21 protein-coding genes are annotated in these 22,603 nt (G+C 43.7%); 11 read left to right on the top strand and 10 right to left on the bottom strand.

Features of this window, described 5'->3' with window-relative positions; genetic code table 11:
• Positions 1–2: 2 nt before the first annotated feature.
• A complete protein-coding gene (locus tag ACP7AA_RS12125; protein WP_201619278.1) occupies positions 3–1,022 on the top strand; it encodes an adenosine kinase in 1,020 nt (339 codons plus the stop codon).
• Between the two features lie 298 nt (positions 1,023–1,320).
• Here ACP7AA_RS12125 and ACP7AA_RS12130 read toward each other — a convergent pair whose 3' ends face one another.
• Positions 1,321–2,625 carry an O-acetylhomoserine aminocarboxypropyltransferase/cysteine synthase family protein gene (locus tag ACP7AA_RS12130; protein ID WP_201565740.1) on the bottom strand — a complete coding sequence of 435 codons (1,305 nt, stop codon included), beginning with the start codon at positions 2,623–2,625 and terminating at the stop codon, positions 1,321–1,323.
• Between the two features lie 269 nt (positions 2,626–2,894).
• Positions 2,895–3,578, bottom strand: coding sequence for a Fe-S biogenesis protein NfuA (gene nfuA / locus ACP7AA_RS12135; protein ID WP_183621311.1), 684 nt, complete (start codon positions 3,576–3,578; stop codon positions 2,895–2,897).
• A gap of 660 nt (positions 3,579–4,238) precedes the next feature.
• Between nfuA and ACP7AA_RS12140 the strand changes: the two genes are divergently transcribed.
• The 5 genes from ACP7AA_RS12140 (at position 4,239) to ACP7AA_RS12160 (ending at position 9,451) form a co-directional block, all read left to right on the top strand.
• Positions 4,239–4,586: a carboxymuconolactone decarboxylase family protein gene (locus tag ACP7AA_RS12140; RefSeq protein WP_201565742.1), complete on the top strand. Its 348-nt coding sequence runs from the start codon at positions 4,239–4,241 to the stop codon at positions 4,584–4,586.
• A 243-nt stretch (positions 4,587–4,829) separates the two neighbouring features.
• Positions 4,830–5,843: an alpha/beta fold hydrolase gene (locus ACP7AA_RS12145; RefSeq protein WP_426223718.1), complete on the top strand. Its 1,014-nt coding sequence runs from the start codon at positions 4,830–4,832 to the stop codon at positions 5,841–5,843.
• A gap of 166 nt (positions 5,844–6,009) precedes the next feature.
• Complete coding sequence (locus ACP7AA_RS12150; RefSeq protein ID WP_426223719.1) at positions 6,010–7,056, top strand: bifunctional nicotinamide-nucleotide adenylyltransferase/Nudix hydroxylase; 1,047 nt, start codon at positions 6,010–6,012, stop codon at positions 7,054–7,056.
• A 131-nt stretch (positions 7,057–7,187) separates the two neighbouring features.
• Positions 7,188–8,585, top strand: a complete 1,398-nt coding sequence (locus ACP7AA_RS12155; protein WP_426223720.1) for a nicotinate phosphoribosyltransferase — start codon at positions 7,188–7,190, stop codon at positions 8,583–8,585.
• The gene (locus ACP7AA_RS12160) at positions 8,579–9,451 is read left to right on the top strand and encodes an SGNH/GDSL hydrolase family protein (protein ID WP_426223721.1); all 873 of its coding nucleotides are present in this window, start codon (positions 8,579–8,581) and stop codon (positions 9,449–9,451) included. The genes ACP7AA_RS12155 and ACP7AA_RS12160 overlap by 7 nt, the downstream gene beginning before the upstream one ends.
• A gap of 150 nt (positions 9,452–9,601) precedes the next feature.
• Here ACP7AA_RS12160 and ACP7AA_RS12165 read toward each other — a convergent pair whose 3' ends face one another.
• Entirely contained in the window at positions 9,602–9,883 is a 282-nt protein-coding gene (locus ACP7AA_RS12165) for a type B 50S ribosomal protein L31 (RefSeq protein WP_426223722.1), read from the bottom strand.
• A 342-nt stretch (positions 9,884–10,225) separates the two neighbouring features.
• Positions 10,226–10,660, bottom strand: coding sequence for a COG4315 family predicted lipoprotein (locus ACP7AA_RS12170; RefSeq protein ID WP_201565752.1), 435 nt, complete (start codon positions 10,658–10,660; stop codon positions 10,226–10,228).
• Positions 10,661–11,318: 658 nt separating this feature from the next.
• Here ACP7AA_RS12170 and ACP7AA_RS12175 point away from each other — a divergent pair.
• On the top strand, positions 11,319–12,869 hold the full coding sequence (locus ACP7AA_RS12175) for an FAD-dependent oxidoreductase (protein ID WP_426223723.1): 1,551 nt from the start codon (positions 11,319–11,321) through the stop codon (positions 12,867–12,869).
• A gap of 117 nt (positions 12,870–12,986) precedes the next feature.
• Here the strand turns inward: ACP7AA_RS12175 and ACP7AA_RS12180 are convergent, their stop codons facing one another.
• Positions 12,987–13,664, bottom strand: coding sequence for a TIGR00730 family Rossman fold protein (locus ACP7AA_RS12180; RefSeq protein WP_201541104.1), 678 nt, complete (start codon positions 13,662–13,664; stop codon positions 12,987–12,989).
• A 475-nt stretch (positions 13,665–14,139) separates the two neighbouring features.
• On the opposite strand from ACP7AA_RS12180, the gene ACP7AA_RS12185 reads away from it, so the two are divergent.
• Positions 14,140–15,030, top strand: coding sequence for an alpha/beta fold hydrolase (locus tag ACP7AA_RS12185; RefSeq protein WP_426223724.1), 891 nt, complete (start codon positions 14,140–14,142; stop codon positions 15,028–15,030).
• A 36-nt stretch (positions 15,031–15,066) separates the two neighbouring features.
• On the opposite strand, the gene ACP7AA_RS12190 is transcribed toward ACP7AA_RS12185, so the two are convergent.
• Entirely contained in the window at positions 15,067–15,756 is a 690-nt protein-coding gene (locus ACP7AA_RS12190) for a putative quorum-sensing-regulated virulence factor (RefSeq protein WP_426223725.1), read from the bottom strand.
• Positions 15,757–15,988: 232 nt separating this feature from the next.
• Here ACP7AA_RS12190 and ACP7AA_RS12195 point away from each other — a divergent pair, with 232 nt between their 5' ends.
• Positions 15,989–16,597: a M23 family metallopeptidase gene (locus ACP7AA_RS12195; protein ID WP_426223726.1), complete on the top strand. Its 609-nt coding sequence runs from the start codon at positions 15,989–15,991 to the stop codon at positions 16,595–16,597.
• Positions 16,598–16,677: 80 nt separating this feature from the next.
• Here ACP7AA_RS12195 and dtd read toward each other — a convergent pair whose 3' ends face one another.
• Positions 16,678–17,130, bottom strand: a complete 453-nt coding sequence (dtd, locus tag ACP7AA_RS12200; RefSeq protein WP_426223727.1) for a D-aminoacyl-tRNA deacylase — start codon at positions 17,128–17,130, stop codon at positions 16,678–16,680.
• Between the two features lie 129 nt (positions 17,131–17,259).
• On the opposite strand from dtd, the gene asd reads away from it, so the two are divergent.
• Positions 17,260–18,096, top strand: coding sequence for an archaetidylserine decarboxylase (asd, locus tag ACP7AA_RS12205; RefSeq protein ID WP_426223728.1), 837 nt, complete (start codon positions 17,260–17,262; stop codon positions 18,094–18,096).
• Between the two features lie 164 nt (positions 18,097–18,260).
• Here the strand turns inward: asd and ACP7AA_RS12210 are convergent, their stop codons facing one another.
• Complete coding sequence (locus ACP7AA_RS12210; RefSeq protein WP_426223729.1) at positions 18,261–18,920, bottom strand: HD domain-containing protein; 660 nt, start codon at positions 18,918–18,920, stop codon at positions 18,261–18,263.
• A 262-nt stretch (positions 18,921–19,182) separates the two neighbouring features.
• On the opposite strand from ACP7AA_RS12210, the gene ACP7AA_RS12215 reads away from it, so the two are divergent.
• The gene (locus ACP7AA_RS12215; RefSeq protein WP_426223730.1) at positions 19,183–20,451 is read left to right on the top strand and encodes a CynX/NimT family MFS transporter; all 1,269 of its coding nucleotides are present in this window, start codon (positions 19,183–19,185) and stop codon (positions 20,449–20,451) included.
• Between the two features lie 136 nt (positions 20,452–20,587).
• Here the strand turns inward: ACP7AA_RS12215 and ACP7AA_RS12220 are convergent, their stop codons facing one another.
• Positions 20,588–21,163 carry an isochorismatase family protein gene (locus ACP7AA_RS12220; RefSeq protein ID WP_173239808.1) on the bottom strand — a complete coding sequence of 192 codons (576 nt, stop codon included), beginning with the start codon at positions 21,161–21,163 and terminating at the stop codon, positions 20,588–20,590.
• A gap of 257 nt (positions 21,164–21,420) precedes the next feature.
• A complete protein-coding gene (fadA, locus tag ACP7AA_RS12225; RefSeq protein WP_201629586.1) occupies positions 21,421–22,593 on the bottom strand; it encodes an acetyl-CoA C-acyltransferase FadA in 1,173 nt (390 codons plus the stop codon).
• Positions 22,594–22,603: the final 10 nt, after the last annotated feature.

Below are 22,603 nucleotides of genomic sequence, written 5' to 3' on the forward strand. Positions count from 1 at the left end.
TAATGTACGATGTGATGGCGATAGGTAATGCCTTGGTTGACCACGAATATCTGCTGTCGGATGCAGCGCTAGAAGAAACTGACCTGACCAAAGGCAATATGACGCTGGCAGGACTTGAAGAGCAGCAGCAATTATTGGCGTATTTTAAGCTGGCCGAGATTGAGCCATCAAAACAAGCGGGCGGCGGTTCAGCTGCCAATGCCATGTATACCTTTGCAAGTTTGGGCGGTAAACCTTTTTATGCCTGCCGCGTCGGCGATGATAAACAAGGCAAATTTTATCTAAAAGACTTACATGAAGCGGGCGTTGCCACTTCCCCTCAGTCAATCCATGCAGGCGGTGTGACCGGTTCGTGCGTGGTGGCAGTGACCGAAGATGGCGAGCGTACCATGCAAACCTTCCTTGGTACTTCAAGCGATATTACCGCGGATAACGTCGACTTTGAGGCACTAACCCAAGCTGGCTGGTTGTATTTAGAAGGTTATCTGGCGATGTCTGAAGGTATTCAGCCCGCAATGACCCAACTGCGCCAACAAGCCGGTATTCATGGTGCCAAAATCGCCGTCAGCTTTGCTGATCCTGCGGTGGTAAAGTTTGCCAAAGAAGGTTTACTTAATATGCTCGGCAATAAAGTCGCGGTGATATTCTGTAATAGTGAAGAAGCCAAATTATTTACCGATAAAAAACAGCACAAATCGGCAGCGCGAGCTTTACTTGAGCATTGCCAAACGGCGGTTGTTACCGATGGTCCAAATGGCGCCATCATCGCCCATAAGCCAAATGATGAGTCTGAGATTGAGATTTATGAGATTCCGACACCAGCTGTTGCCAATGTTATCGATACCAATGGCGCTGGTGATAACTATTCTGGGGCGTTTTTATATGCTTTATCGCAGCACTATAGCTTGCCAGAATGCGGACGACTTGCCAGCGAAGTAGCCGCACAAGTGATTCAGCAGTTTGGTCCACGCTTATCATCGCAAGAGTATCAAGATATCTCACGCCGTGTTTTAACTGTGTAGCGGCTGAATTATTTGATTACTAAAGCGCTAAAAATCTAAGTTTCTAAGTGCTTTAGAAGGCATTTCTAGTTTGCCCCTAATAAAAAAAGTGCTGCTGGGATAAATTTTGCGCAGCATCTGGAGCGACGAAGTCGCACAGCAAGCAAGTAAAATTTGTACCAGTAACACCTTATAATAGTTTCGCGCTTTTATTTAGGGTTTAACTACAAGTCTTTAGCATCTAATAACAAAAAGCCCATATCCTAAGATATGGGCTTTTTAGTATTCATTTACAAAGCAGAAGAAAGCTATTGCTTAATTAAGCAGCGGCAAGTGCTTGCTCTAAATCAGCTTTAATATCTTCAATGTGCTCAATACCAATCGATAGACGGACCATATCCGTACTTACTCCAGCATTCTCTAGCTCTTGCTCGTTGAGCTGACGATGGGTAGTGGTGGCTGGATGACAAGCGAGTGATTTAGCATCACCGATATTAACCAAGCGCGTAATCAGTTGCAGCGCATCAATAAAGCGCGCGCCTGCTTCCAAGCCACCTTTTACCCCAAAGGTTAAAATAGCGGATGGCGTGCCTTTCATATATTTCTTAGCAAGCTCATGCTCAGGATGGTCTGGCAAACCGGCATATTTCACCCAAGCAACCTTATCATGGTCGCGTAGATATTCGGCAACCGCTTGAGCGTTTTGGACATGACGCTCCATACGTAAACCTAAAGTCTGTAAGCCCTGTAAAATACTAAAAGCATTAAGCGGGCTAAGTGCCGCGCCGGTATTACGCAGTGGTGCCACGCGAGCACGAGCGATAAAGGCCGCTGCGCCAACGTCCTTGACGAAATTTACGCCATGATAGCTTTCATCTGGGGTGTTTAATAGTGGGAAACGCTCAGGGTAATCGCCCCAAGGGAAAGTTCCGCTATCAACAATCGCCCCGCCAATCGAAGTACCAGTACCGCTCATATATTTGGTCAATGAATGAATGACAATATCAGCGCCAAACTCAAATGGACGGCATAACGCAGGGGTCGCAACCGTGCTATCAATCACCACTGGTACGCCGTATTCATGCGCGATATCACTCAGTGCTTGGATATCAACGATGTTACCTAATGGGTTACCGATACTTTCCGCAAAGACCATCTTAGTTTTATCATCGATTAAATCGCGAATCGCTTCCGGGTTTTTATGGTCAAAAAAGCGGACTTCGATACCTTGACGCGGCAAAGCATGCGCAAATAGATTATAAGTGCCGCCATATAGCGTTGATACTGCGACGATATTATCGCCCGCTTCACAAATGGTTTGGATCGCATAAGTGATGGCCGCCATACCAGACGCTACCGCAAGTGCGCCAATACCGCCTTCAAGTGCCGCCACACGCTCTTCTAATACGGCGTTGGTTGGGTTCATGATACGGGTATAAATATTACCAGCAACTTTTAGATCGAACAAATCTGCGCCATGCTGGGTATTATCAAACGCATACGAGCTGGTATGATAAATAGGCACGGCAACCGCTTTGGTTGTTGGCTCTACAGTATAGCCGGCGTGAATTGCCAAGGTCTCAAGACGCTGGGTATTTTGCTTAGCTGGTTGTCCATCACTCATAATGTGCTCCTATATATTCGTTAATTATTAAATCGAGATTTTATGATTAAAAAATTCATACCAAGATATCTATCGCTAAATGGCATTCATAAAAAAGAAAAGGTCATAAAAAAAGCTGAGTTAATCATAACCCAGCTTCTTTATTAAAAGAATAGCAAATTTCTCATCTCTTAATGACAAATATTCATAAGCAATATTTATAAGCAATGAAACTAATAAGCATATTCCTAGGTGATATCGGCGCTATTTTTATAACGATTCGTCAATTTTTATTTATAGTAAGCGTTTTCCGTACGGGTATGATCGGTCTCATCAATCACTTGCGTCAGCTCTGGAATCTGCTGTTTTAACTGTACTTCAACGCCCTGACGTAAAGTCATATCAACCGCTGAACAGCCTTGGCAACCGCCACCGAACTTTAATACGGCGGTCAGACCAACGCCTTCTTCATCAATCAATTCAAGCAGCTGTACATCACCGCCATGAGCGGCCAAGCTTGGGTTAATTTCAGACTGCAAGACATAGTTGATACGCTCTTCGACACTGGCATCGGCACCGACTTTTGGCACTTTTGAGTTTGGCGCACGGAATGTCAGCTGGCCACCGAAACGGTCTTTATTATAATCAATCACCGCATCTTCTAAATAAGGGACCGATGCCGCTTCAATAAATGCCGAAAAATTGTCATAAGTAAATTTCAAATCAGCGCTGTCTTCTTCGCCCGGCTGATTATAAGCCATGCAGCACTCGGCACGCGGCGTACCTGGATGTTCAACGAAAATACGCACGCCGATACCATCAGTATCTTGTTTCGCCAGTAAATCTGCCAAATAACCTTGCGCGGCTTCAGTGATGGTGATGTTACTTTTGGCTTCCGTTTGCTCAGTATCTAACGCTGACTCGTAATCGGCAGCAGGTTCTACTTGAGTATCAGTTGGATTGTGTTCACTCATAATGCTTCCTATGTGTTATGACACAAGCGTTATATTGGTCACGTCTACTGTGTCGTCAATGTCATGTGAGGGTGGGATAAATGAAATTATCCATCATCTTGGTATATGATTTTATTGCTTTAACCGTCATGACGGTTGTATTTGTTAGCAGTTATTCGCAGTTATTGGCTCTATTATAGCGCACTTAACGCATAATTCCGACCGTGCTACTGCGATTTAGTAGTGGCCTGACTGCTACCTTAATAATCCATTTATCGTAATTGTCCATTCTATATTAAGACCACAAGCCAACTTATCAAGTTTAAAGCGCTTATTTAATGATAATCAGCATTTTAAACTTTATTAGCCCTATCCATGTGCTTGGTCAACAAAAACCATTTAAAGTTTTTTAAAAGCCATAGCCTCATGAACGCATCCGTTCAATTTTGACGTAAGCAAATCAAATAAGCCTCTTGATTTAATATATAATTTTATATATTATAATTAAATATAACAAAAACTTTCGAATTCAATACCTAGCCTATTGCATGATTGAAATAACCGTTCAAGAAAACGTAGCAGTTTTTACCTAAAAGTACGTTTGCATTGAACTCACATTCAATAAACCACGCTTGCACTTTATAAGCGTTTTAATCTGGCGTAACGAGGAGCATCCATCCCATGACTAAATCATTTAAAGACATCACTAAACACGTTTCAACCAATATGGCAAAATTACACAAGCATATTCCTGAAACCAGCAGAGCCTTCTCGCAGCTCGGTGCAGCGGCAACCGCAGATGGCGTATTGGACAAAAAAACCAAAGAGCTGATTGCCCTCGCCTTAGCGGTTGGCGCGCGCTGTGATGCTTGTATCGGTTTTCATACCAAAGCATTGGTACAACTTGGCGCCACCGAGCAAGAAGTCGCTGAAACCTTGGGCATGTGTGTTTATATGGGCGGCGGTCCGTCAATGATGTACGCTGCCGAAGCCGTTGCTTCATTTAATGAATTTAGTAAAGACGCTTAAACCTTATTCTTAATCAGCTTCATTGTTAAAAAACTGCCAGTGATTGAATCTATCACTGGCAGTTTTTTTTGTCTATACGATGCTGATAGCTCTCATATCCTAGATTCATACCTGTAGATTCATTCATGTCTGTAGACTCACAGTTATGGAAGCATAACTATAAATGGCTAAGTTGTGCTATAACTTAGCCATTACGGCATTTATATACTAATAAGCATGATATGAGTTTAAGAGAAAATCTTTATGATGACTGAGAATCTAACGTTAGTGACGACCAAAGATAAGGTGCAAATCGCTGTTTGGGAGATATTCGATAGTCAAAAAACCCATCAATGTTCTAATGTTGATACTAACAATGGCTCTGCTAAAAATGACACTGCTAATCAAGGGCAAAACATTTTCTTAACGCATGGTACTTTTTCAGATAAAAACACCTGCTTAAGAATCGCTGAATACCTAGCTGAGCTTGGCCATCATTGTTATATCATGGAGTGGCGCGGTCATGGCGCAAGCTCGTTATCAAAGGACAAATTTAACTTTGAAACCGTCGCAACCTATGATTTTTCTGCCACTTTCGATTATTTATTTAATGAATTAAAGCTCAGCAATTTACACTGCGTCACTCATAGCGGCGGCGGTGCTTGCTTAACGATGTTTTTAATCCAAAATCCGCATTACATCGCTAAAATCAATAGTATCAGTATGTTTGCTTGCCAAGTTTACGGTGCAATAGTCAATCCCAAGAACTATTTTAAAATAGTCGCCGCCAAGATATTTACGCGTATAGTCGGCTATATACCTGCCAAAAAACTTAACATGGGACCCATTAACGAAAGCCATCACACCATGAATCAATGGTACGAATGGAACTTGCGTAAAAACTTTCATAGCAGTTTTATTAAGCAAAAAGATATAGACGTTGCTGGTGTCAAGGACAGCGCTTTTGATAATTATAGCTGTCAGAAAAATGCTATTCAGTTAACGGATAATGACTGCTTTGATTATCGACAACATATGGCAAAGATTACTACGCCGATTTATGCCATCAGCGCCAAGGGTGATACATTTATCTCGCCTTCTCAAGGCTGCCAGTCACTTTTTAACGATTTTAGCAATCCTGATAACGTTTTTCGTGAGTACTCAATTATTAATGGCGATTTAGACGATTACACCCATAGCCGTATCTTAAACAGTCGTCCTGCCGCCAAAGAGATTTGGCCAACGGTTACTGCGTGGATTGATAAGCATGCCAATTAAAAGAGTCTTATATTTATTTGTCTGAACAAACTTGAATACAGGTAATAGCCAATGATGATACCCCTCTAAACATCTTTGCACTTGTCAGCAACTCCTCTGCTGTGTCAGTATTGGCGGCATTACTTTTTTTAATCAATGAAATATCAGTAGTAGGAAAGTGGCGTATATGAGCGATTCAGCAGAGCGGCATGCAGATAAAAACAAACACTATCGTTATTTGGTATTTATTGGGCGCTTTCAGCCGTTTCATTGCGGTCACAAAGCGGTGGTCGATGAAGCGTTAAAACGTGCCGATAACGTCATTATGCTGATCGGTTCTGCCAACCTACCACGTAGTCTGCGTAATCCATTTAGCGTCGATGAGCGCGCGACGATGATAAAAAACGCCTACTCGCCAGCAGAAGCAGCACGTATCCACTGCGTTGCACTCGACGATGCACTCTACAACGACACGCGCTGGCTGCAATATGTGCAAGCGGGCGTCAAATCCGTCACCGGCGACTTGCAAACTGACATTGGGCTGATTGGCCATTCAAAAGACAGCTCATCATATTATTTGTCATTATTCCCAAGTTGGGCGTCGGTTTCTGTGCCCAATTATCACAATTTATCCGCCACCCCTATTCGTGACAGCTACCTGATGGGTGCCACGCCAACGCCTGAGCGCACCCCTGAGTCGACCCGCAACGTCCTCAATGACTTTAAAAAGACCGATATTTATCAAAACCTGCATGAAGAAGCGGATTTTGTCGATAAATATAAAAGACAATGGGAATCTGCGCCCTACCCACCAACCTTTATGACTGCTGATGCCTTGGTCGTACAATCAGGGCATATTTTATTGGTTGAGCGCCGTAGTATGCCTGGGCGTGGGCTGTGGGCATTACCGGGTGGCTTTTTGAATCCAAAAGAAACTTTATTTGATGCCTGTATCCGCGAGCTACGCGAAGAAACCCGTCTAAAAGTTCCTGAACCAGTGCTACGCGGCTCTTGTCATAGCCAGCATACCTTTGACGACCCTTACCGCTCGGCACGTGGTCGCACGATTACCCAAGCATTTTACTTTCAGTTGAAAAATGACCCAAAAGGCTTACCAAAAGTAAAAGGCGGCGACGATGCTGCCAAGGCTTTTTGGCTACCGCTTGCTGAGCTTGATGCCACCATGATGTTTGAAGACCATTATGCAATTATTACCAAAATGGTTGGTTTATAGAGTTTTATCAGACGGCTATTCAATCTTTTATTGACAAATTTTCACGCCAGCGCCGATAGACGGCAATGGTTTAGCGCCGCAACTGTTATTTAAAAAACAGCTGCGGCATCTCAAAGCAGAGGAGTTCTGTGATGTATACCAGCAATTTAAACAATTTAATCTTAAATAGCGACAGCTATAAAACCTCCCATTGGGTGCAATATCCAAGCGGTAGTGAGTATCTATCAAGCTATATCGAGGCGCGTAAAGGCGATTACGATGTGGTTTTTTTTGGCTTGCAAGCCTTTATTAAAGAATACCTCAGCACACCTATTACCCATCAAGATATCGATGAAGCCGAAATGGTTATTCAGGCGCATGGCTTAACCTTTAACCGTGCTGGTTGGGAGCTGATAGTCGATAAGCATGGCGGCTATCTACCACTACGCATCGAAGCCATTCCTGAAGGCAGCGTCGTTACATCATCCAATGTGGTCTGTCAAATCATCAATACTGACCCTGAGTTCTATTGGCTACCAAGCTATATCGAAACGGCGCTACTGCGTGCAATTTGGTATCCTTCAACGGTTGCGAGCGTCTCGCACTATTGCAAAAGCATCATACGTCAGGCACTAGAAAAATCTGCAGATAATACCGAGTCTCTGATTTTCCGTTTACATGATTTTGGTTCACGCGGTGCTTCGAGCCAAGAATCTGTGGCACTTGGCAGCCTTGCGCATTTGGTGAACTTTGCTGGTACTGATTCGATGACGGCTTTGGTTGCCGCTAGCCGTTGGTATCACATGGATAAAGAGATGCCAGCCTTCTCTATTCCTGCCGCTGAGCACAGTACCATGACCGCTTGGGGCCGTGATGGAGAAACCGCCGCCTTTGCCAATATGATTGAGCAGTTTGGCGGTGCTGGTAAGAGTTTTTCCGTGGTATCTGACAGCTATGATTTATGGAATGCCATTGATAATATTTGGGGCGGTAGCCTAAAAGACGACGTCAAAAATATGGGCGGCACCTTAGTTATTCGACCTGACAGTGGCGATCCGGCTAAAGTGGTTCGCGAAGCCTTGGAGCGCTTGGCAGTAAAGTTCGGCACGACTATTAATAGTAAAGGTTATAAAGTGCTGCCTGATTATGTACGGGTCATCCAAGGTGATGGTATCAGCCCGCAAAGCTTGGGCAAAATCATCGATGTGATATTGAAGGCAGGTTTTAGCGCCGACAATATCACCTTTGGGATGGGCGGCGGGCTACTACAGCAAGTCAATCGCGATACCATGAGTTGGGCGATGAAAGCCAGTGCCATCTCTATCGATGGCGTGTGGACCGACATTTATAAAGACCCCGTCACTAGCCGCTCAAAACGCTCGAAAAAAGGCCGTTTGGCGCTGATAAAAAACAGCAACGGAACGTTAGAAACTATTAAAGTTGATAATTTATCGACAGCAGAAGACAACCTATTACGCGATGTATATATCGATGGTAAATTACTTATTGAAGACAATCTCACCACTATTCGGGAGCGAGCAGGATGGTAGCCACTAAAAAAATGCAGAATAAAATAGCTTCGGTTGCAAGAGACGTGCTGTTCGCCCCTGTTTACCTGTATCAAGGGCACAAAATCAAGCGCGATACCGTGCGCTTGCCTGAACCAAATGGCGAGAGGCATGGTCAAGTTCAATTAAACAATGCAAATAGCAGCGCTGCCAATACCTCAAAAGATACACAGCAAACGCTAAACTTGATGGTCGTTGGCGATTCGGCAGCGGCGGGCGTCGGTAGTCAGACCCAGCAAGAGGCGCTTGTCGGCAATTTGATTCCCATCTTGACCCAGCAGCCTATTATTCAGAGCGCATTTCATACATTAAACTGGTCTCTGCAAGCGACGACTGGTCATACCAGCTTTGATATCTTGCGCAGGCTTTATGTGTTGCCTGCGCCAAGCCAGCCTATCGATGTGATGGTACTAAGTGTCGGCGTTAATGACACCACCTCCAACGTCTCTGTTAATCAATGGCAACAGCAAATCGAAAATATCATTGCTATTGCCCAGCGCAAATTTGGTGTGCGAGAGCTGATTTTTTTAAGCTTGCCACCAATGGCACAGATGCCGGCAATACCTGCACCGTTGAATAACTTCGTCGGTGCCAAAGCCTCTATCCTTGATAACACCTTACAGCAAATTTGTGCCGCTCACGATAGTGTCACCTACATGGGAACCGACTTTGCCCGTATGATAGACGAGCATTCTAATGGCACCCCAATCGATATCAGGGTGATGTTTGCCAGTGATGGCTTTCATCCTAGCAGCCTTATGTACGGTTATTGGGCCCAGCAGTTGGCAGAATTGATTGTCGATTTGCTTGATTCACCAGCTGCTAAATTAAACAGCACTACCTTCTAAATAATAACAGCTAAAAACTGACTTTCTAAACACTGGCAGCTTAAAATTTAACGTCAAAATTTAAACAAAAAAAACCGCTGAATGTTCAGCGGTTTTTTATGGCTTAGCAAAAGACTGCTTAGCGAAATACATTTATACCATAAGTATAAATTACTCTGCAGTGTCAGTATCAGCAGCTTTCTTACGGCCACCAAACGCACCAAAGCGTTTGTTGAAGCTTGCAACACGGCCTTCAGTAGAAGTTTTACGTTGTTCGCCAGTATAGAATGGATGCGACGCACTTGAAATATCAAGTGGGTAGTATGGATATTCTGTGCCTTCGTATTCACGAGTGGCTTTGGTTTTAACGGTTGAACGAGTTAAGAAAAACACGTCAGCGTTAGTGTCATGGAACAAAACTTCTTGGTAATTTGGATGGATATCTTTACGCATAATAAACTCTCTATGTCCGATGTATGTACAGCGCTTTTGATTGACAGATCAACCAAACAATGACATACGTAACTGAGGCACTAAGGACATCTTCTGGTCTGGCAACTGCGTCACTGGCTTATTCCAGCACCCAACACCACACCGCTGCTCACTTAGCCTTTCCCCAGCGGGAAAATCAAACCGCGATTTTAACGGTTTTTGTCGCTCGATGCAAGCAGCTTCTACGATAAGAGCTCGTCTTAAAGCCATCCTGCTATGTTAAAAAACCGCATAAATAACCAAAAAAAAGCAGCCACGCTGGCTGCCTTTTTATGGAAAACTTATTTTTGGAAAAATTGAAAGTTATTTGGTTTTTACAATATGCCAAACGCCAAGTTTATTATCGCCATCTTTATCGCCAACCTTTGTGTCGTTGGCATAAAAGTATAACGGCTTACCATTCATCGCCCATTGATATTTGCCATCTTCGCGTTTAAAGGCGGCGAACTGCCCTGACGCTTTGGCATTACTCGGTGCCATAAATGCAGGCCAAACGAGCAGACAGGCGCTGCCACATTCTGACTTATTCATAGAATCTTTATCAAAAGTATATAAGGTCATATGGTTGCTAGCATCGACGAGCATGCCGTTTTTACTAGCGACAGGAGCCGTGTTTTTATTGGTCGCTTGCACATCGTGCATACCCGAATCGTCATTGCCGACCATATTATTTAGGGTTGAGCAACCACTGAGCGCTAGCATGCCACTAAGAGCAGATAATACCAGTATGTGTTTCATAATAACTTCCTTGTTAATAGTGAAAAATTTTTTATTGGATTTCTTCTTGTCGTCTGCTGCTTTTAATCATAATACGTACAATGATTGAGATACGTGAAATGGTTTAGCGCTGACTTCAAGTGTTTTTAATATAGCATAGGCATCAAAGCGCACGTTTCTCTCAGCATATAAATTTACAAAAGCGCCTAAAGTTTACAAATAACGCAAAATTAAATACTTAACTCTATAAATACGCTTAGCAGCGCTCAGGCTTTAGCCTACCGCCCCAGTGCTATTCATTGACAAAACTGATGCACGTGCTTACCTATTTATCCTTATATAAGTAGCAGTTTTTCGTAGAATAACGCTATAGAAATTAGGAATGACAGCACAATGGCAAATATGACCATCGCGGCTTAAGATACGTATTGAACTTGGCTGCCCATGCACGCATATCGTCTGTATGCATATCGATAGCGACACCCTATATAAAACATAAGCGGTTTAAAATAAAAATAGTTAGACCTCGATTATTTAAAAGCACCTTGGTATTTAAAAGTAACTTGGTATTTAAAAGTAACTTGGTATCCAAAAACACTTTATCTAAAAACAAATCATTTCACGAATACGCCGAGCAGCTCCTGATGACAGGAATGCGATTAAGGATATAACAACGACAATGACTCATTCTTTTACGAACAATCAAGCGCCTGCCACCAAACGGGTTGGTATTCTCGGTGGCGGCACAGCTGGGGCAACCATTGCGATTCGTCTCGCAGCCTTAGGGCTTGAGACCTATTTATTTGAAAAAAACACCTCGCTTATCGATGGTCCACCGATGTGTCATTTGCATGCTGGCGGCAATCTATACCGTGAAATTCCTGATGAAGATTGCGTCGCTCTGCTCAAACAATGTATCGATATTTTACGCCTTTATCCTTATACCATCGATGTACGCCCGACGGTATTTGCTGTGCCTACCCGCGATGAAGGCTTGCCTGAAGACTTGCTACCGCGTCTTGATATCTTGACTGACGCTTATCGCGAGCTTATCGCTGAAGATGCCGATAATAAAGTACTCGGCGAACCTGAAAATTACTATCAGCTCTATAGCCATGAGCAGCTGATTGCATTGTCTGAGCGCGAGCAAGTTTCAGTTCCGCGGTCGGTTGACGAATGGATGATACCGGTCGCTAAGTATTTGGATTTAAATAAAGTCAAATTTCCGCTGATTGTCGTACAAGAATATGGCTGGAATATCTTCCGCTTGGCAGCGTCTGCGCAATTGGCTTTAGAAGGCTATAAGCACGCGCATGTCTTTACCGATACACAAGTTAAGCAAGTGATGCCTGTTGATTGTGAAAACTGCTCAAACGCTGATCACCATGTGACTAAATGGCGTATCGATTATCAGCAAGCAGCTAGCCTTGAAAACGAACTTGAAACTAAGCTTGCAACCGAACGTGCAACTGAATCTATCGAAGTCGATTACTTAATCAATGCTTGCGGTTTTCGTACCGGCGTCATCGATGATATGGTCGGGGTCAAAGTCACGCGTATGGTCGAGTTTAAATCCTCTTATATCACCCACTGGGATGACACCGGCGGGCAGATACCAGAGATTATCGTCTATGGCGATCGTGGTACGCCAGAAGGCATGGCACAGCTAACACCTTACCCCGGTGGCTATTTTCAAATACATGGCATGAGTAAATTTATCACCTTATTTGATGATGGTTTGGTCGCCTCCAATAAAGACAGCGCCCAACCTGAATTGCCGTCGCAATACTTGCACTATATCGAAGATGGCTGGGATAAAGCGCCGCTGCAAGCGCGTAGCCAACAAGCGATTGACTATGTCGCTGAGTTTGTGCCCACTTTCCATAGCGCGCGTACGGTCGGTAACGCGCTATACGGTGGCCAGCAAATACCCGGTCAAGACGATACTTTGCGGGTTGCCGATGTGAGTTTGTATTCTAATATTCGCTATGCGCGCGCGGAAAACGTCAAAGCCTCATCAACGCTGATTGCTGCCGATCAAATCGTCAATGAATTGACTGAGCTTGGTTTAATTGCTAATGATATGGCAGAAAATAGTCAGCGTTATGCGCATGAATGGGCGTATTTAACGCAAAATGGTAGCGTAGCGATTGATAAAGTCGCGCGTCATTTGGCGCAAGAACGTGGCTTTCCATTAGCAATGGCGGGCGTAAACCATGGTATTTGTTAAACGAGTTAAAATGATTTAAATGTTAATAAAATTAAAATAAAAAAGGAGAGAAAGGCTAATGATAAGCCCTTCTCTCCTTTTTTATGTAAAGGCAGTATATATTAGCGCTTAGTTAGCTTAATTACCGGCCATTTTTTCGGTATCGACCGCACCTTCTATGGTTACCACTGTTTTTAGCATGTCAATCGCTTCACTAATGCTATTACAAACGACCAAACGCTCAAGGTCTTCTTGTTTCATAAAGCCTTGGTCAGCGGTATATTTTAAATGCTCAATCATACGGTCGTAGAAGCCATTGATATTCAGAATAATCATCGGTTTTTCGTGCTGATATAGCTGACGCCACGTAGCAATTTCCATAATTTCCTCAAGCGTTCCAAGCCCGCCCGGCAAGGTAATAAAGGCATCGGCATATTCTGCCATCACCGTTTTACGGGTATGCATGGTATCCGTCAAATGCAGACGGGTCAGCTGCTCATGAGCAATTTCGTGCTTGAGCATAAAGGTTGGAATCACACCAACCGCTTGCGCGCCACCTTGGATGACTTCATCTGCCACTGCGCCCATCAGCCCGATGCTCGCGCCGCCATAAACCAGACCCATGCCATTATCGGCAAGCTCACGGCCAAGCTCGCGCGCTGCCTGCTCGTAGACTTCATTATTGCCCAAACGCGAACCACAATAAACCGCAACTAACGGCATCGTCAACGCTGATTTATCCACTGCTTTTTCAATATTGGTAATATCTTGACTGGTAATGACTTCATAAGTGTCATTATTAATTTTCATTTGCATAAAACTTCCTTAATTTTTATATCGACTTTTTATTAAATATATAGCTATTAGATACTTAGCTATTAAATTTTTAGCTATTAAATTCTTAGCTATTAAAACACGTTTATTCATACCTGGTGGTTTGTTGATGTGTGTTGATTGGTCAAAATAAATACTGATTAATTTTTTTGGTTAATATTGTGCAAAACAAGCCGCATAGAATTCGCACATAGAACCTGCTTATAGAACTTAGAAGTCATTTTCGCCTACCTTCCTACCTAAGATTTATTTTACCATAAGCAGTGCTGTAACTCGGTCATCATGCGGTTATCGCAAAGTTATGCCATAGATTAAATTAATCGCAGCTCAATGACGATATGATTAACATTGATTATTAAACGCTCAGCGCATCTTAAGCATTTTTATTTACCCAAAGCACTTACTGATAAAAAAGCACTTACTCATAAAAATGACAAAAACATATTAAGGTTAAACCATGGAAAATGCGCAGAATCAAACGGATACTTATGCACTAAGCATCATGACTGATCGCAATCGGGCATTGGCAGCGACTGTCTATCGCCCTAAAGATAAGGTGAAAGCAGCGGTCATGATAGCGCCAGCGACCGGTATCAAACGACAGTTTTATCACAATTTTGCCACTTATTTAGCAGCCAGTGGCTTTGGTGTCCTAACCTTTGATAATGAAGGTATCGGCGAATCGCTATCGTCTGATTTGGCTAAATGTGACGCCTCTTTAATCAGTTGGGGTCGCCATGACATGCCAGCCGTGCTTGATGCCTTACAAGACGAATTTGCCGATGCGACTTATCATTTAATTGGTCATAGCGCCGGTGGTCAGCTGATTGGTTTAATGCCAAACTACCAAGCTATTGCGTCGGTCTTCAATGTCGCTTGCTCATCAGGGCGCATCAAAAATATGGACATGCCTTATAAGCTCAAAGCAATGGGGTTTATGGATGCCTTTATCCCACTCACTAACTTAACCTTCGGTTATACCCCGGCGGATAAAATCGGTATGGGCGAGCCGCTACCACGCGGCGTCGCTCGTCAATGGCGCGAGTGGTGCAATGGCGCAGGCTATATCAAGACCGCTTTTGGCAAAAGCATTCATACCCATTTTTATGATGAGCTTGATATGCCAGCATTGTGGCTTGGCTTTAGCGATGATGAGATTGCCAATAGCAAAAACATGGATGATATGATTCGCGTCTTTAGCAAAATGCCAGTCGAAAAACGCTTTTTTGAGCCAAAAGAGTTCGGTTTAAACAGTATCGGTCATATGCGCTATTTTAGTAGCAGAACCAATACTAAAGCCCCGCAGCTTTGGCAAATGGCAGTCGATTGGTTAGCTAAGCAGCAATAAGTTCTGTTTAGTTAATCCATTTAAGCGCAAGTCTATTTAGTCTTGCGTGTTTTTTAATGCTTGTTCTGCTTTAACACGCTTGGTCAAAGCAGAATAAAGCGACGGCTGCATATTATGGATGTTACCTAGCATCCATTTTACGTAGCTGATAGGTACGTCTTTAATCGGCATACCCTTATGTTTACCAAAGGGCATTTTGCTCAGCGGATTGGCTTTATTGGCGATAGCGTGGGCCGCCGCAAAATCTGTCGGTGCAATCTCTAAACGCTCGCAGCAGGCCTGATAAAGCAGATAACACATGCGCGCATCGCCGAGCGCATCATGAGCGGCAATCGTCATCCTACTTGCTTCCCCTTTACCTAATAACTGCTCGATGCATTTGGACTGACCATAGGCTCTCCACTCTGGAAAGGCGACGCGCGCCAGCCGCACCGTGCATATCAGCTTAGCAGACGGACTGCCAATCACCCGCCAATCAAAGCGTACATTATGCCCAATCAAATACTGCGGCAACTCAAACGCCTCTAACTCAAAGCGCTCAAGACCGGCGACATCATCATCGGTAATACCATGAATTCTAATGACCACGGGTGATATCGAGCGCCCACTATTAAAGTATTTCATCCACTCAAAACCCGTCGCCACATTAATAGTCGCCACTTGAATCGGACGCGGATCACGACCTTGGTCGGTTTCGGTATCGATAATCAGCGCAGTATCAGTCATAAAGATTTAGCCATCATTATTTAAAAATAGGTAGCAACATTGGTGTTTTAAGTGCAATTGTAAAAGCTAGGTAAATTTAAAAGCCGCGTGAATTTTAAAAGCCACGTAACTTTTAAAAACTACGTTATGTTTATGGGGATAAAAACTAGAAATAACAATGGTATACAAAGAGTAGAGATATTAACTCTTATACTACCCATTAGAGTGAACTCAAAAAAATAAAGAGATATCGATGCTAGCAGATGGTAATAAGCTTCCGCCAAATCCAAATTCAAAACCAACCTTTTTACGCCGTGTAATAAGTGTATTCATCAAGGCAGCTGTATTATTGATGCTGTTATTTGTATTTGACAAGCTCTTACCGAGTATCAGTCAACAAACCCAGTCGTTTGTGATGGCAAAATGGCAACAGCTCAGTTTATTACAACAACCACTGCCCACAGAAAACAGTTTGCCCTCACCATTACCAGCACAGCACCTAACCGATACGTGGGGCGGCGCGCGCAGCCAAGGTCGCTCTCACGAAGGCATCGATATATTTGCCAAGCGAGGTACGCCGATACAGGCCACGACACAAGGCATCGTCAGTAAAGTCGGTGAAAATACGTTAGGCGGTCGCGTGGTGTTCATCATTGGACCGGGCGGCGCAGGACATTATTATGCGCATCTAGAGGATTATGCCGATATTAGCCCAAACGACTGGGTCAATGCCGGCGATATCATCGGTTACGTCGGCGACAGTGGTAATGCCAAAGGTACGCCGCCGCACGTCCATTACGGGATTTATATCAATGGCAGCGCGGTCAATCCTTATACTTTGCTACAAAAGCCTGAAAGCTAGCTTTTGGATTTCTAACATTTAAAATTTTTGCTTGTAAAAAATTAAGCTTGTAAAAATCAAGCTTCTAAAACGTTAAACCTCTAAACTTCCAATAAAAAATTTAACGGTCCATCGTTGATACTTGCCACTTGCATATCAGCGCCAAACTCACCAGTTGCTACATTAGGATGTTGGGTTTTGGCGTAATTTACCAGTTGTTCAAATAAGGCTTGCGCGGCATCGGGTGCCATTGCTCCGCCAAAGTCAGGACGACGCCCCTTATCGGTTTTTGCCATTAAGGTAAATTGTGAGACCAATAATAAGCCACCGCCTACTTGCTGAACATTTTTATCCAATTTACCAAACTTAGCAGGGTCATCATCATTATCAAAAATGCGATAAGTAAGAATTTTATCAATCATACGCTGCGCACTTTGCAAATTATCATCATGACCCAAGCCAATATAGGCCAATAGGCCATGCTCAATCTCACCAACGCAGTGCTCATCGACAGTGACACTCGCATGGTGCACCCTTTGTATCAGTGCTCTCATTTACGGCCTTCCTTATTTATAAATAGCTTACAGTTTATGGCCATACAACAATACCCTGACCATGATAAAATACCGCCATTAACTTGCCTAATTAATTATTACATCAAACCCTATTTTGGTAGCCTCATTATGAATTTATTTGCCACCCTTCAACAATTTGTGCCGCAGCAGCAGTTGAGTAAAGTAGCTGGACGTTTGGCCGCCAGCCGCCATCCTTATGTTAAGCGCACCTTTATTCGCAGTTTTGCCAAAGCTTACAATGTGAGCTTAGATGAATACGAGCGCCAAAGCTTTAACGCTTATGAAAGCTTTAATGACTTTTTTACCCGTGAGCTAAAAGACGACGCGCGTATCATCGATAGCAGCGCAAACGGTATTGTTAGCCCTGCTGATGGCGTTATCTCCCAGCTCGGGCAAATCCGCGACCATAAATTGCTGCAAGCCAAAGGTCGTGACTATGACATCGGACAATTACTGGCCAATAGCGAAGAGGGCAGCTATTTTGCTGATGGCAGCTTTGCGACCGTATATCTAGCGCCGAGCAACTATCACCGCGTGCATATGCCATTTGCTGGTACCTTGACCAAAACCCGTTATGTACCGGGTACGCTATTTTCTGTTAATAATACCACGGCAGCAAATGTCCCTGATTTATTTGCGCGTAACGAGCGTTTGGTGTGTTTATTTGACACAGAATACGGCAAAGCAGCGGTTGTCATGGTTGGGGCAATGATTGTCGCTGGTATCGAAACGGTAGCAACCGGCAAAATCAGCCGCACTGATGATATCCAAGAAGCCGAGCACAATATGAGCTTTGCAAAAGGCGATGAGCTTGGACGCTTTTATTTAGGCTCAACTGCGATTGTGGTATTACCAAAGGGCGCAAAAGCCGATTGGCAAGATAACATGCAAGCCAATAGCGTGGTACAAATGGGACAGCTATTGGGCGTTGCTAACGCTAAATAAGCCGCTGTTTCATGATAAAAATATAAGCCCAATTAAGTATGAATCATCATGCTTAATTGGGCTTTTTAATGGACTTTACAGCTCATTGCCCTAACTATAAATGCTTTAATGTTTAAAAAGAACGAGTTGTTTTTAAGCATCTAAACGGTAATTTTTGGCTTTACTTAAGCATCAATCAGCCATCCTTGCTTAGTCGCATAATCAATCTGTTTTGCTAGCCACTCATGGATACTCGGAAAGCTGTCTTTAATAAATTCATGCGCGCCAGCAACTTGCGAGCGTGTAACGTTAGCATCAATCCAGGTTTTTCCATTGGTATTTAAATTAAGCAAAAACGGTAACAAGCGATCAACCACCCTCAGCAGCTGGGTTTCTTTACTATGACCCGTTTCCTGCTCTTCCCAAACGCCACTTAAATCAGCAATCCCATTTCCACGCTCGCTCTGCAATCGAGTAATTCCGGCACGCTCATCAACGTGCGCATCACTACGGCTATCGGCGTATAAAAAAGTATCGCCGGCATCAATCTCACCTAAATCATGTATCAATGCCATCTTGAGCAATTTTTCGTGATTAACATTTAGCTCAAACAACTCAGCAATTGACCAACATGCCATCGCCAAATGCCAAGAATGTTCGGCAGAGTTTTCTAAGCGAGTCGTACCCGTCACATAGCTGCGCCGATTGACACGCTTAAGGGCATCAAGCTCTAATAAAAAATGCGTCACGTCATCGATATCGATATTTGCAGCAAGCTTTGGATTGGGTAATGGTGTTTGTTTGGTTGCTAATTTGGCGTTTGCTGAAATGGTTTCTAACGGCATGGCTTGCTCTGCTTTACTCGGTGAATGGTTAGCGCTTTATCTAACTCTAATCTTTATGCAAAGGTGCTTATTATAGTAGATATTTTACGCCTACTGCTAACCATCTATTTTTTTCGACGGGCGATAATGGCAAGTGTCTTAATTTTTTATTGTTTAAAACTCAACTAATGCTCATAATAAGGCAACAGGCAATGCATAAGGCTATGGACAAGGCTATGCACAAAATAATGGATAATGACCTGCACCAGACAAGGATATGTCGATGCCACCCACCACTGACGCCACAACGCGTGCTAATTCATCAACTGCAACTTCAGCACGTATTCAGAAAAAACCGCCCAATAAATGGCTTATCATCGCAGGCTTCTCTCTTTTACTGGGGGTCAATCAGTTTTTATGGCTAACCTTTGCGACCATCGTAATTAGCACCGAGGCACATTTTGGCGTTAATGAATTTTTCGCCAATCTCTTAACCTTGATGTTCCCTATCGTTTTTGTGCTGCTCGCCATCCATTCAGGCAAGGTACTCGATAACATTGGCTATAAAAAAATCGTCAGCTTAGCGGCGCTGCTTATGCTGATAGGCTCAATAATACGTTGGTTGGGCGCTGATTATTATTGGCTAGTATTTGCAGGGCAATTACTGATTGCCATTGCTCAGCCGTATATTACCAATGCGATCAATCAAGTGACATCCGACTGGTTTGATAAATCGCAAATCGCCACCGTAACGGGCGTGATTATGGGTGGGATGTTTTTGGCGACTGCCCTTGGCGCTTTTGCCCCTGCCCCATTAATCGAGGCATTTGGCTTCTCTGGTATGCTACTTATCAATGTCATTATTACGGCGGTGGCAGTAGTAGGATTTTTGTTGGTCGTCGCTGAAAAACCCAAACAACAAGATAGCGCTATCTCACTGCACGAAATCGAATCGCTATTAAAAAATAAGCGCCTATGGTTTATCTCATTAGCGGTGTTTATTGCGATGGGTTATTTTAATGGATTAAGTAACTGGATTGCGCCTATTCTTGCGCCCCGCGGTATTGATGAAGCGACGGCGGGCATCATTACTGCCATGCTGATCGTCGGCGGTATTTTAGGGGCATTATTGATTCCGCTACTATCAGATTACCTGCAAAAACGGCGCATTTTTTTAATATTGGCAACGCTAATTGGTGCTAGCGCCACCTATCCTTTACTGTATTTAACCACAGGAACCACAACATTATTGCTCAGCTTTATATTAGGATTTTTCTTGCTGGCAGGTTATCCATTACTGATTGCCGCCGCTGAAGATACCGTACACGCCTCACAAGCGGCTAAAGCAGTTGCCATGCTAATGATGATGGGCAATCTAGGTGGCGTTATGATGGTGTTGCTGATGCAGGGCGTGAAAGGACTGACTGGCAGTTGGACGCCGACTGGTTGGGTACTGATTATTGCCGTTGCTTCAGCTACTTTTTTAGTCTTAAAAATAAAGGATAAGCCAGCAATTAAATCTACTGTTAAACCAAGTTCAAACGTTGTTTAAAAGCGTTATTTCAAATCGTTACTTAAAGGCGAAAAAGTTAGTATTTAAAAAAGATAGCGCCTAAGTCTTCAGCGCTATCTTTTGTTATTAATCATTAAAAAAACTGTTTTGTAACCACTCAATCCGCTTAATTAAGTTACTTAATCAAATTACTAATGGTCTTAAAAGCAGGGTCTTTACTACTGCGACACAGCTCAAAAAGAATGGATTCTACGGTACTAATCACGCCACCGGCGCGGCGAATACGGCGAATCGCTTGCTTTTTATCATAAGGAAAGCGTGAGCCGACGGCATCACCAATAATAACCGGCTGCATGCCATTATCGAGCAAATCAAGCGCCGTTTGCATAACGCAGACATGCGCCTCCACCCCAAATAATAGAACAATGCTACGATTCTGCTGCGCTAAATAATGCCACGAATCGTCATTATCACAAGCGCTAAAAGTGACTTTCTCAAAGCTTTTGGCATTGTCGCCTTCTAGCACATCACGTATCTCAGGCAGGGTATCGCCAAGTCCCTTTTTGTACTGCTCATTGAGCATAATAGGAATATCAAGCGCTTGCAGCCCTTTGATTAGCGTGACGGTCTTTTTGACAATATTTTCATGGTCATAGATATGCGGCGTTAAGCGTTCTTGAACATCGATAATCATCGCTTGGGTATTTTCACGGGCGATACGATAAGTGCGATCGGTAATCATGGTAGACATAGTACACTCCTTGTACGACTGATATTAATAGGTAAAGGCGACGCTATATTTGGCCTCTATATCATTATTATTAAACCTAGCTCTTATTTAGTCATAGTTTGCTGAGGGCGTCAATGGAGATAATTTTTATTAACAACTTATGAACGTTGCGTCATAGATACCTCGTTATTGTTTATAAATAAAAAAAGCCCCCAATCGCTTGATTGGAGGCTCCTTTTAAAACGCTAAAATATTGCAAAGCTAATACAGTCTAAAAATTACACACGCTCAATAATGGTCGCGATACCTTGACCTAGACCGATACACATGGTCGCAAGACCAATTTCAGTATCAGACTGCTCCATCGCATTTAACAAAGTGACGGTAATACGAGCACCTGAACAGCCTAGTGGATGACCTAGTGCAATCGCGCCACCATTGATATTGACGATGTCTTGCTTGTCCGACAAGTTCAAGGCTTTAAGTACTGACAAGCCTTGCGCTGCAAACGCTTCGTTTAGCTCGATGGTTTGCATATCATCGATGCTCATGCCAGCGCGCTTAAGTGCTTTTTGCGTAGCCGGTACAGGACCGTAACCCATGATAGCGGCATCACAACCAGCAACAGCCATGCTACGAATACGAGCGCGAGGCTTAAGACCTAAGTCTTTGGCTTTTTGTGCGCTCATGACTAGCATTGCTGACGCACCGTCAGATAATGCAGATGAGGTCGCAGCAGTGACCGTACCGCCTTTAGGATCAAAGGCTGGACGTAGCTTTTGCATTTGCTCCATCGTTGCATCTGGACGAATCACTTCATCAACGGTACATAGTTGCAAGCGACCAGCAGCATCATGACCTTCGATACCGATGATTTCATTGTCAAAACGACCTTCAGTCGTTGCAGCCCATGCGCGGCGATGTGACTCAAGACCGAAAGCATCTTGCTCTTCACGAGTGATATTGTTCATACGACCAAGCATTTCAGCAGTCAAGCCCATCATATTTGAGGCTTTTGCATAATGCTTTGACGCTTCAGGGTTGAGATCAACGCCATGCATCATGCCGACGTGACCCATGTGCTCAACACCACCGATGATGAAAACTTCACCTTGGTTGGTCATGATTTGCGCAGCAGCAGTATGTAGCGCCTGCATAGATGAACCACATAGACGGTTAACAGTTTGGCCGCCAGCAGTCTTTGGAATACCAGCCAATAGACCGATGTTACGACCGATGTTCAAACCTTGCTCTAAAGTCTGGTTTACACAGCCCCAGATGATGTCTTCGACGTCACGTGGGTCAAAATCGTTACGCTCAACCAAGGCACGTACCAGCTCAGCTGATAAGCTATCAGCGCGAACGTGGCGGAACATACCGTTTTTAGATTTACCCATTGCTGAGCGTACGCCATCTACGATGACCACGTCTTTTGGACTTAAAATTGTCATACTATCTTCC

The organism is Psychrobacter sp. DWR1-2-3, assembly GCF_049896465.1.
Taxonomy (GTDB): domain Bacteria; phylum Pseudomonadota; class Gammaproteobacteria; order Pseudomonadales; family Moraxellaceae; genus Psychrobacter; species Psychrobacter maritimus.

Excerpts from the sequence above, each read along its gene's own strand:
- ACP7AA_RS12125 (WP_201619278.1), top strand. The coding sequence starts at position 3 with ATGTACGATGTGATGGCGATAGGTAATGCCTTGGTTGACCACGAATAT.
- ACP7AA_RS12130 (WP_201565740.1), bottom strand. The coding sequence starts at position 2,625 with ATGAGTGATGGACAACCAGCTAAGCAAAATACCCAGCGTCTTGAGACC.
- nfuA (WP_183621311.1), bottom strand. The coding sequence starts at position 3,578 with ATGAGTGAACACAATCCAACTGATACTCAAGTAGAACCTGCTGCCGAT.
- ACP7AA_RS12140 (WP_201565742.1), top strand. The coding sequence starts at position 4,239 with ATGACTAAATCATTTAAAGACATCACTAAACACGTTTCAACCAATATG.
- ACP7AA_RS12145 (WP_426223718.1), top strand. The coding sequence starts at position 4,830 with ATGATGACTGAGAATCTAACGTTAGTGACGACCAAAGATAAGGTGCAA.
- ACP7AA_RS12150 (WP_426223719.1), top strand. The coding sequence starts at position 6,010 with ATGAGCGATTCAGCAGAGCGGCATGCAGATAAAAACAAACACTATCGT.
- ACP7AA_RS12155 (WP_426223720.1), top strand. The coding sequence starts at position 7,188 with ATGTATACCAGCAATTTAAACAATTTAATCTTAAATAGCGACAGCTAT.
- ACP7AA_RS12160 (WP_426223721.1), top strand. The coding sequence starts at position 8,579 with ATGGTAGCCACTAAAAAAATGCAGAATAAAATAGCTTCGGTTGCAAGA.
- ACP7AA_RS12165 (WP_426223722.1), bottom strand. The coding sequence starts at position 9,883 with ATGCGTAAAGATATCCATCCAAATTACCAAGAAGTTTTGTTCCATGAC.
- ACP7AA_RS12170 (WP_201565752.1), bottom strand. The coding sequence starts at position 10,660 with ATGAAACACATACTGGTATTATCTGCTCTTAGTGGCATGCTAGCGCTC.
- ACP7AA_RS12175 (WP_426223723.1), top strand. The coding sequence starts at position 11,319 with ATGACTCATTCTTTTACGAACAATCAAGCGCCTGCCACCAAACGGGTT.
- ACP7AA_RS12180 (WP_201541104.1), bottom strand. The coding sequence starts at position 13,664 with ATGCAAATGAAAATTAATAATGACACTTATGAAGTCATTACCAGTCAA.
- ACP7AA_RS12185 (WP_426223724.1), top strand. The coding sequence starts at position 14,140 with ATGGAAAATGCGCAGAATCAAACGGATACTTATGCACTAAGCATCATG.
- ACP7AA_RS12190 (WP_426223725.1), bottom strand. The coding sequence starts at position 15,756 with ATGACTGATACTGCGCTGATTATCGATACCGAAACCGACCAAGGTCGT.
- ACP7AA_RS12195 (WP_426223726.1), top strand. The coding sequence starts at position 15,989 with ATGCTAGCAGATGGTAATAAGCTTCCGCCAAATCCAAATTCAAAACCA.
- dtd (WP_426223727.1), bottom strand. The coding sequence starts at position 17,130 with ATGAGAGCACTGATACAAAGGGTGCACCATGCGAGTGTCACTGTCGAT.
- asd (WP_426223728.1), top strand. The coding sequence starts at position 17,260 with ATGAATTTATTTGCCACCCTTCAACAATTTGTGCCGCAGCAGCAGTTG.
- ACP7AA_RS12210 (WP_426223729.1), bottom strand. The coding sequence starts at position 18,920 with ATGCCGTTAGAAACCATTTCAGCAAACGCCAAATTAGCAACCAAACAA.
- ACP7AA_RS12215 (WP_426223730.1), top strand. The coding sequence starts at position 19,183 with ATGCCACCCACCACTGACGCCACAACGCGTGCTAATTCATCAACTGCA.
- ACP7AA_RS12220 (WP_173239808.1), bottom strand. The coding sequence starts at position 21,163 with ATGTCTACCATGATTACCGATCGCACTTATCGTATCGCCCGTGAAAAT.
- fadA (WP_201629586.1), bottom strand. The coding sequence starts at position 22,593 with ATGACAATTTTAAGTCCAAAAGACGTGGTCATCGTAGATGGCGTACGC.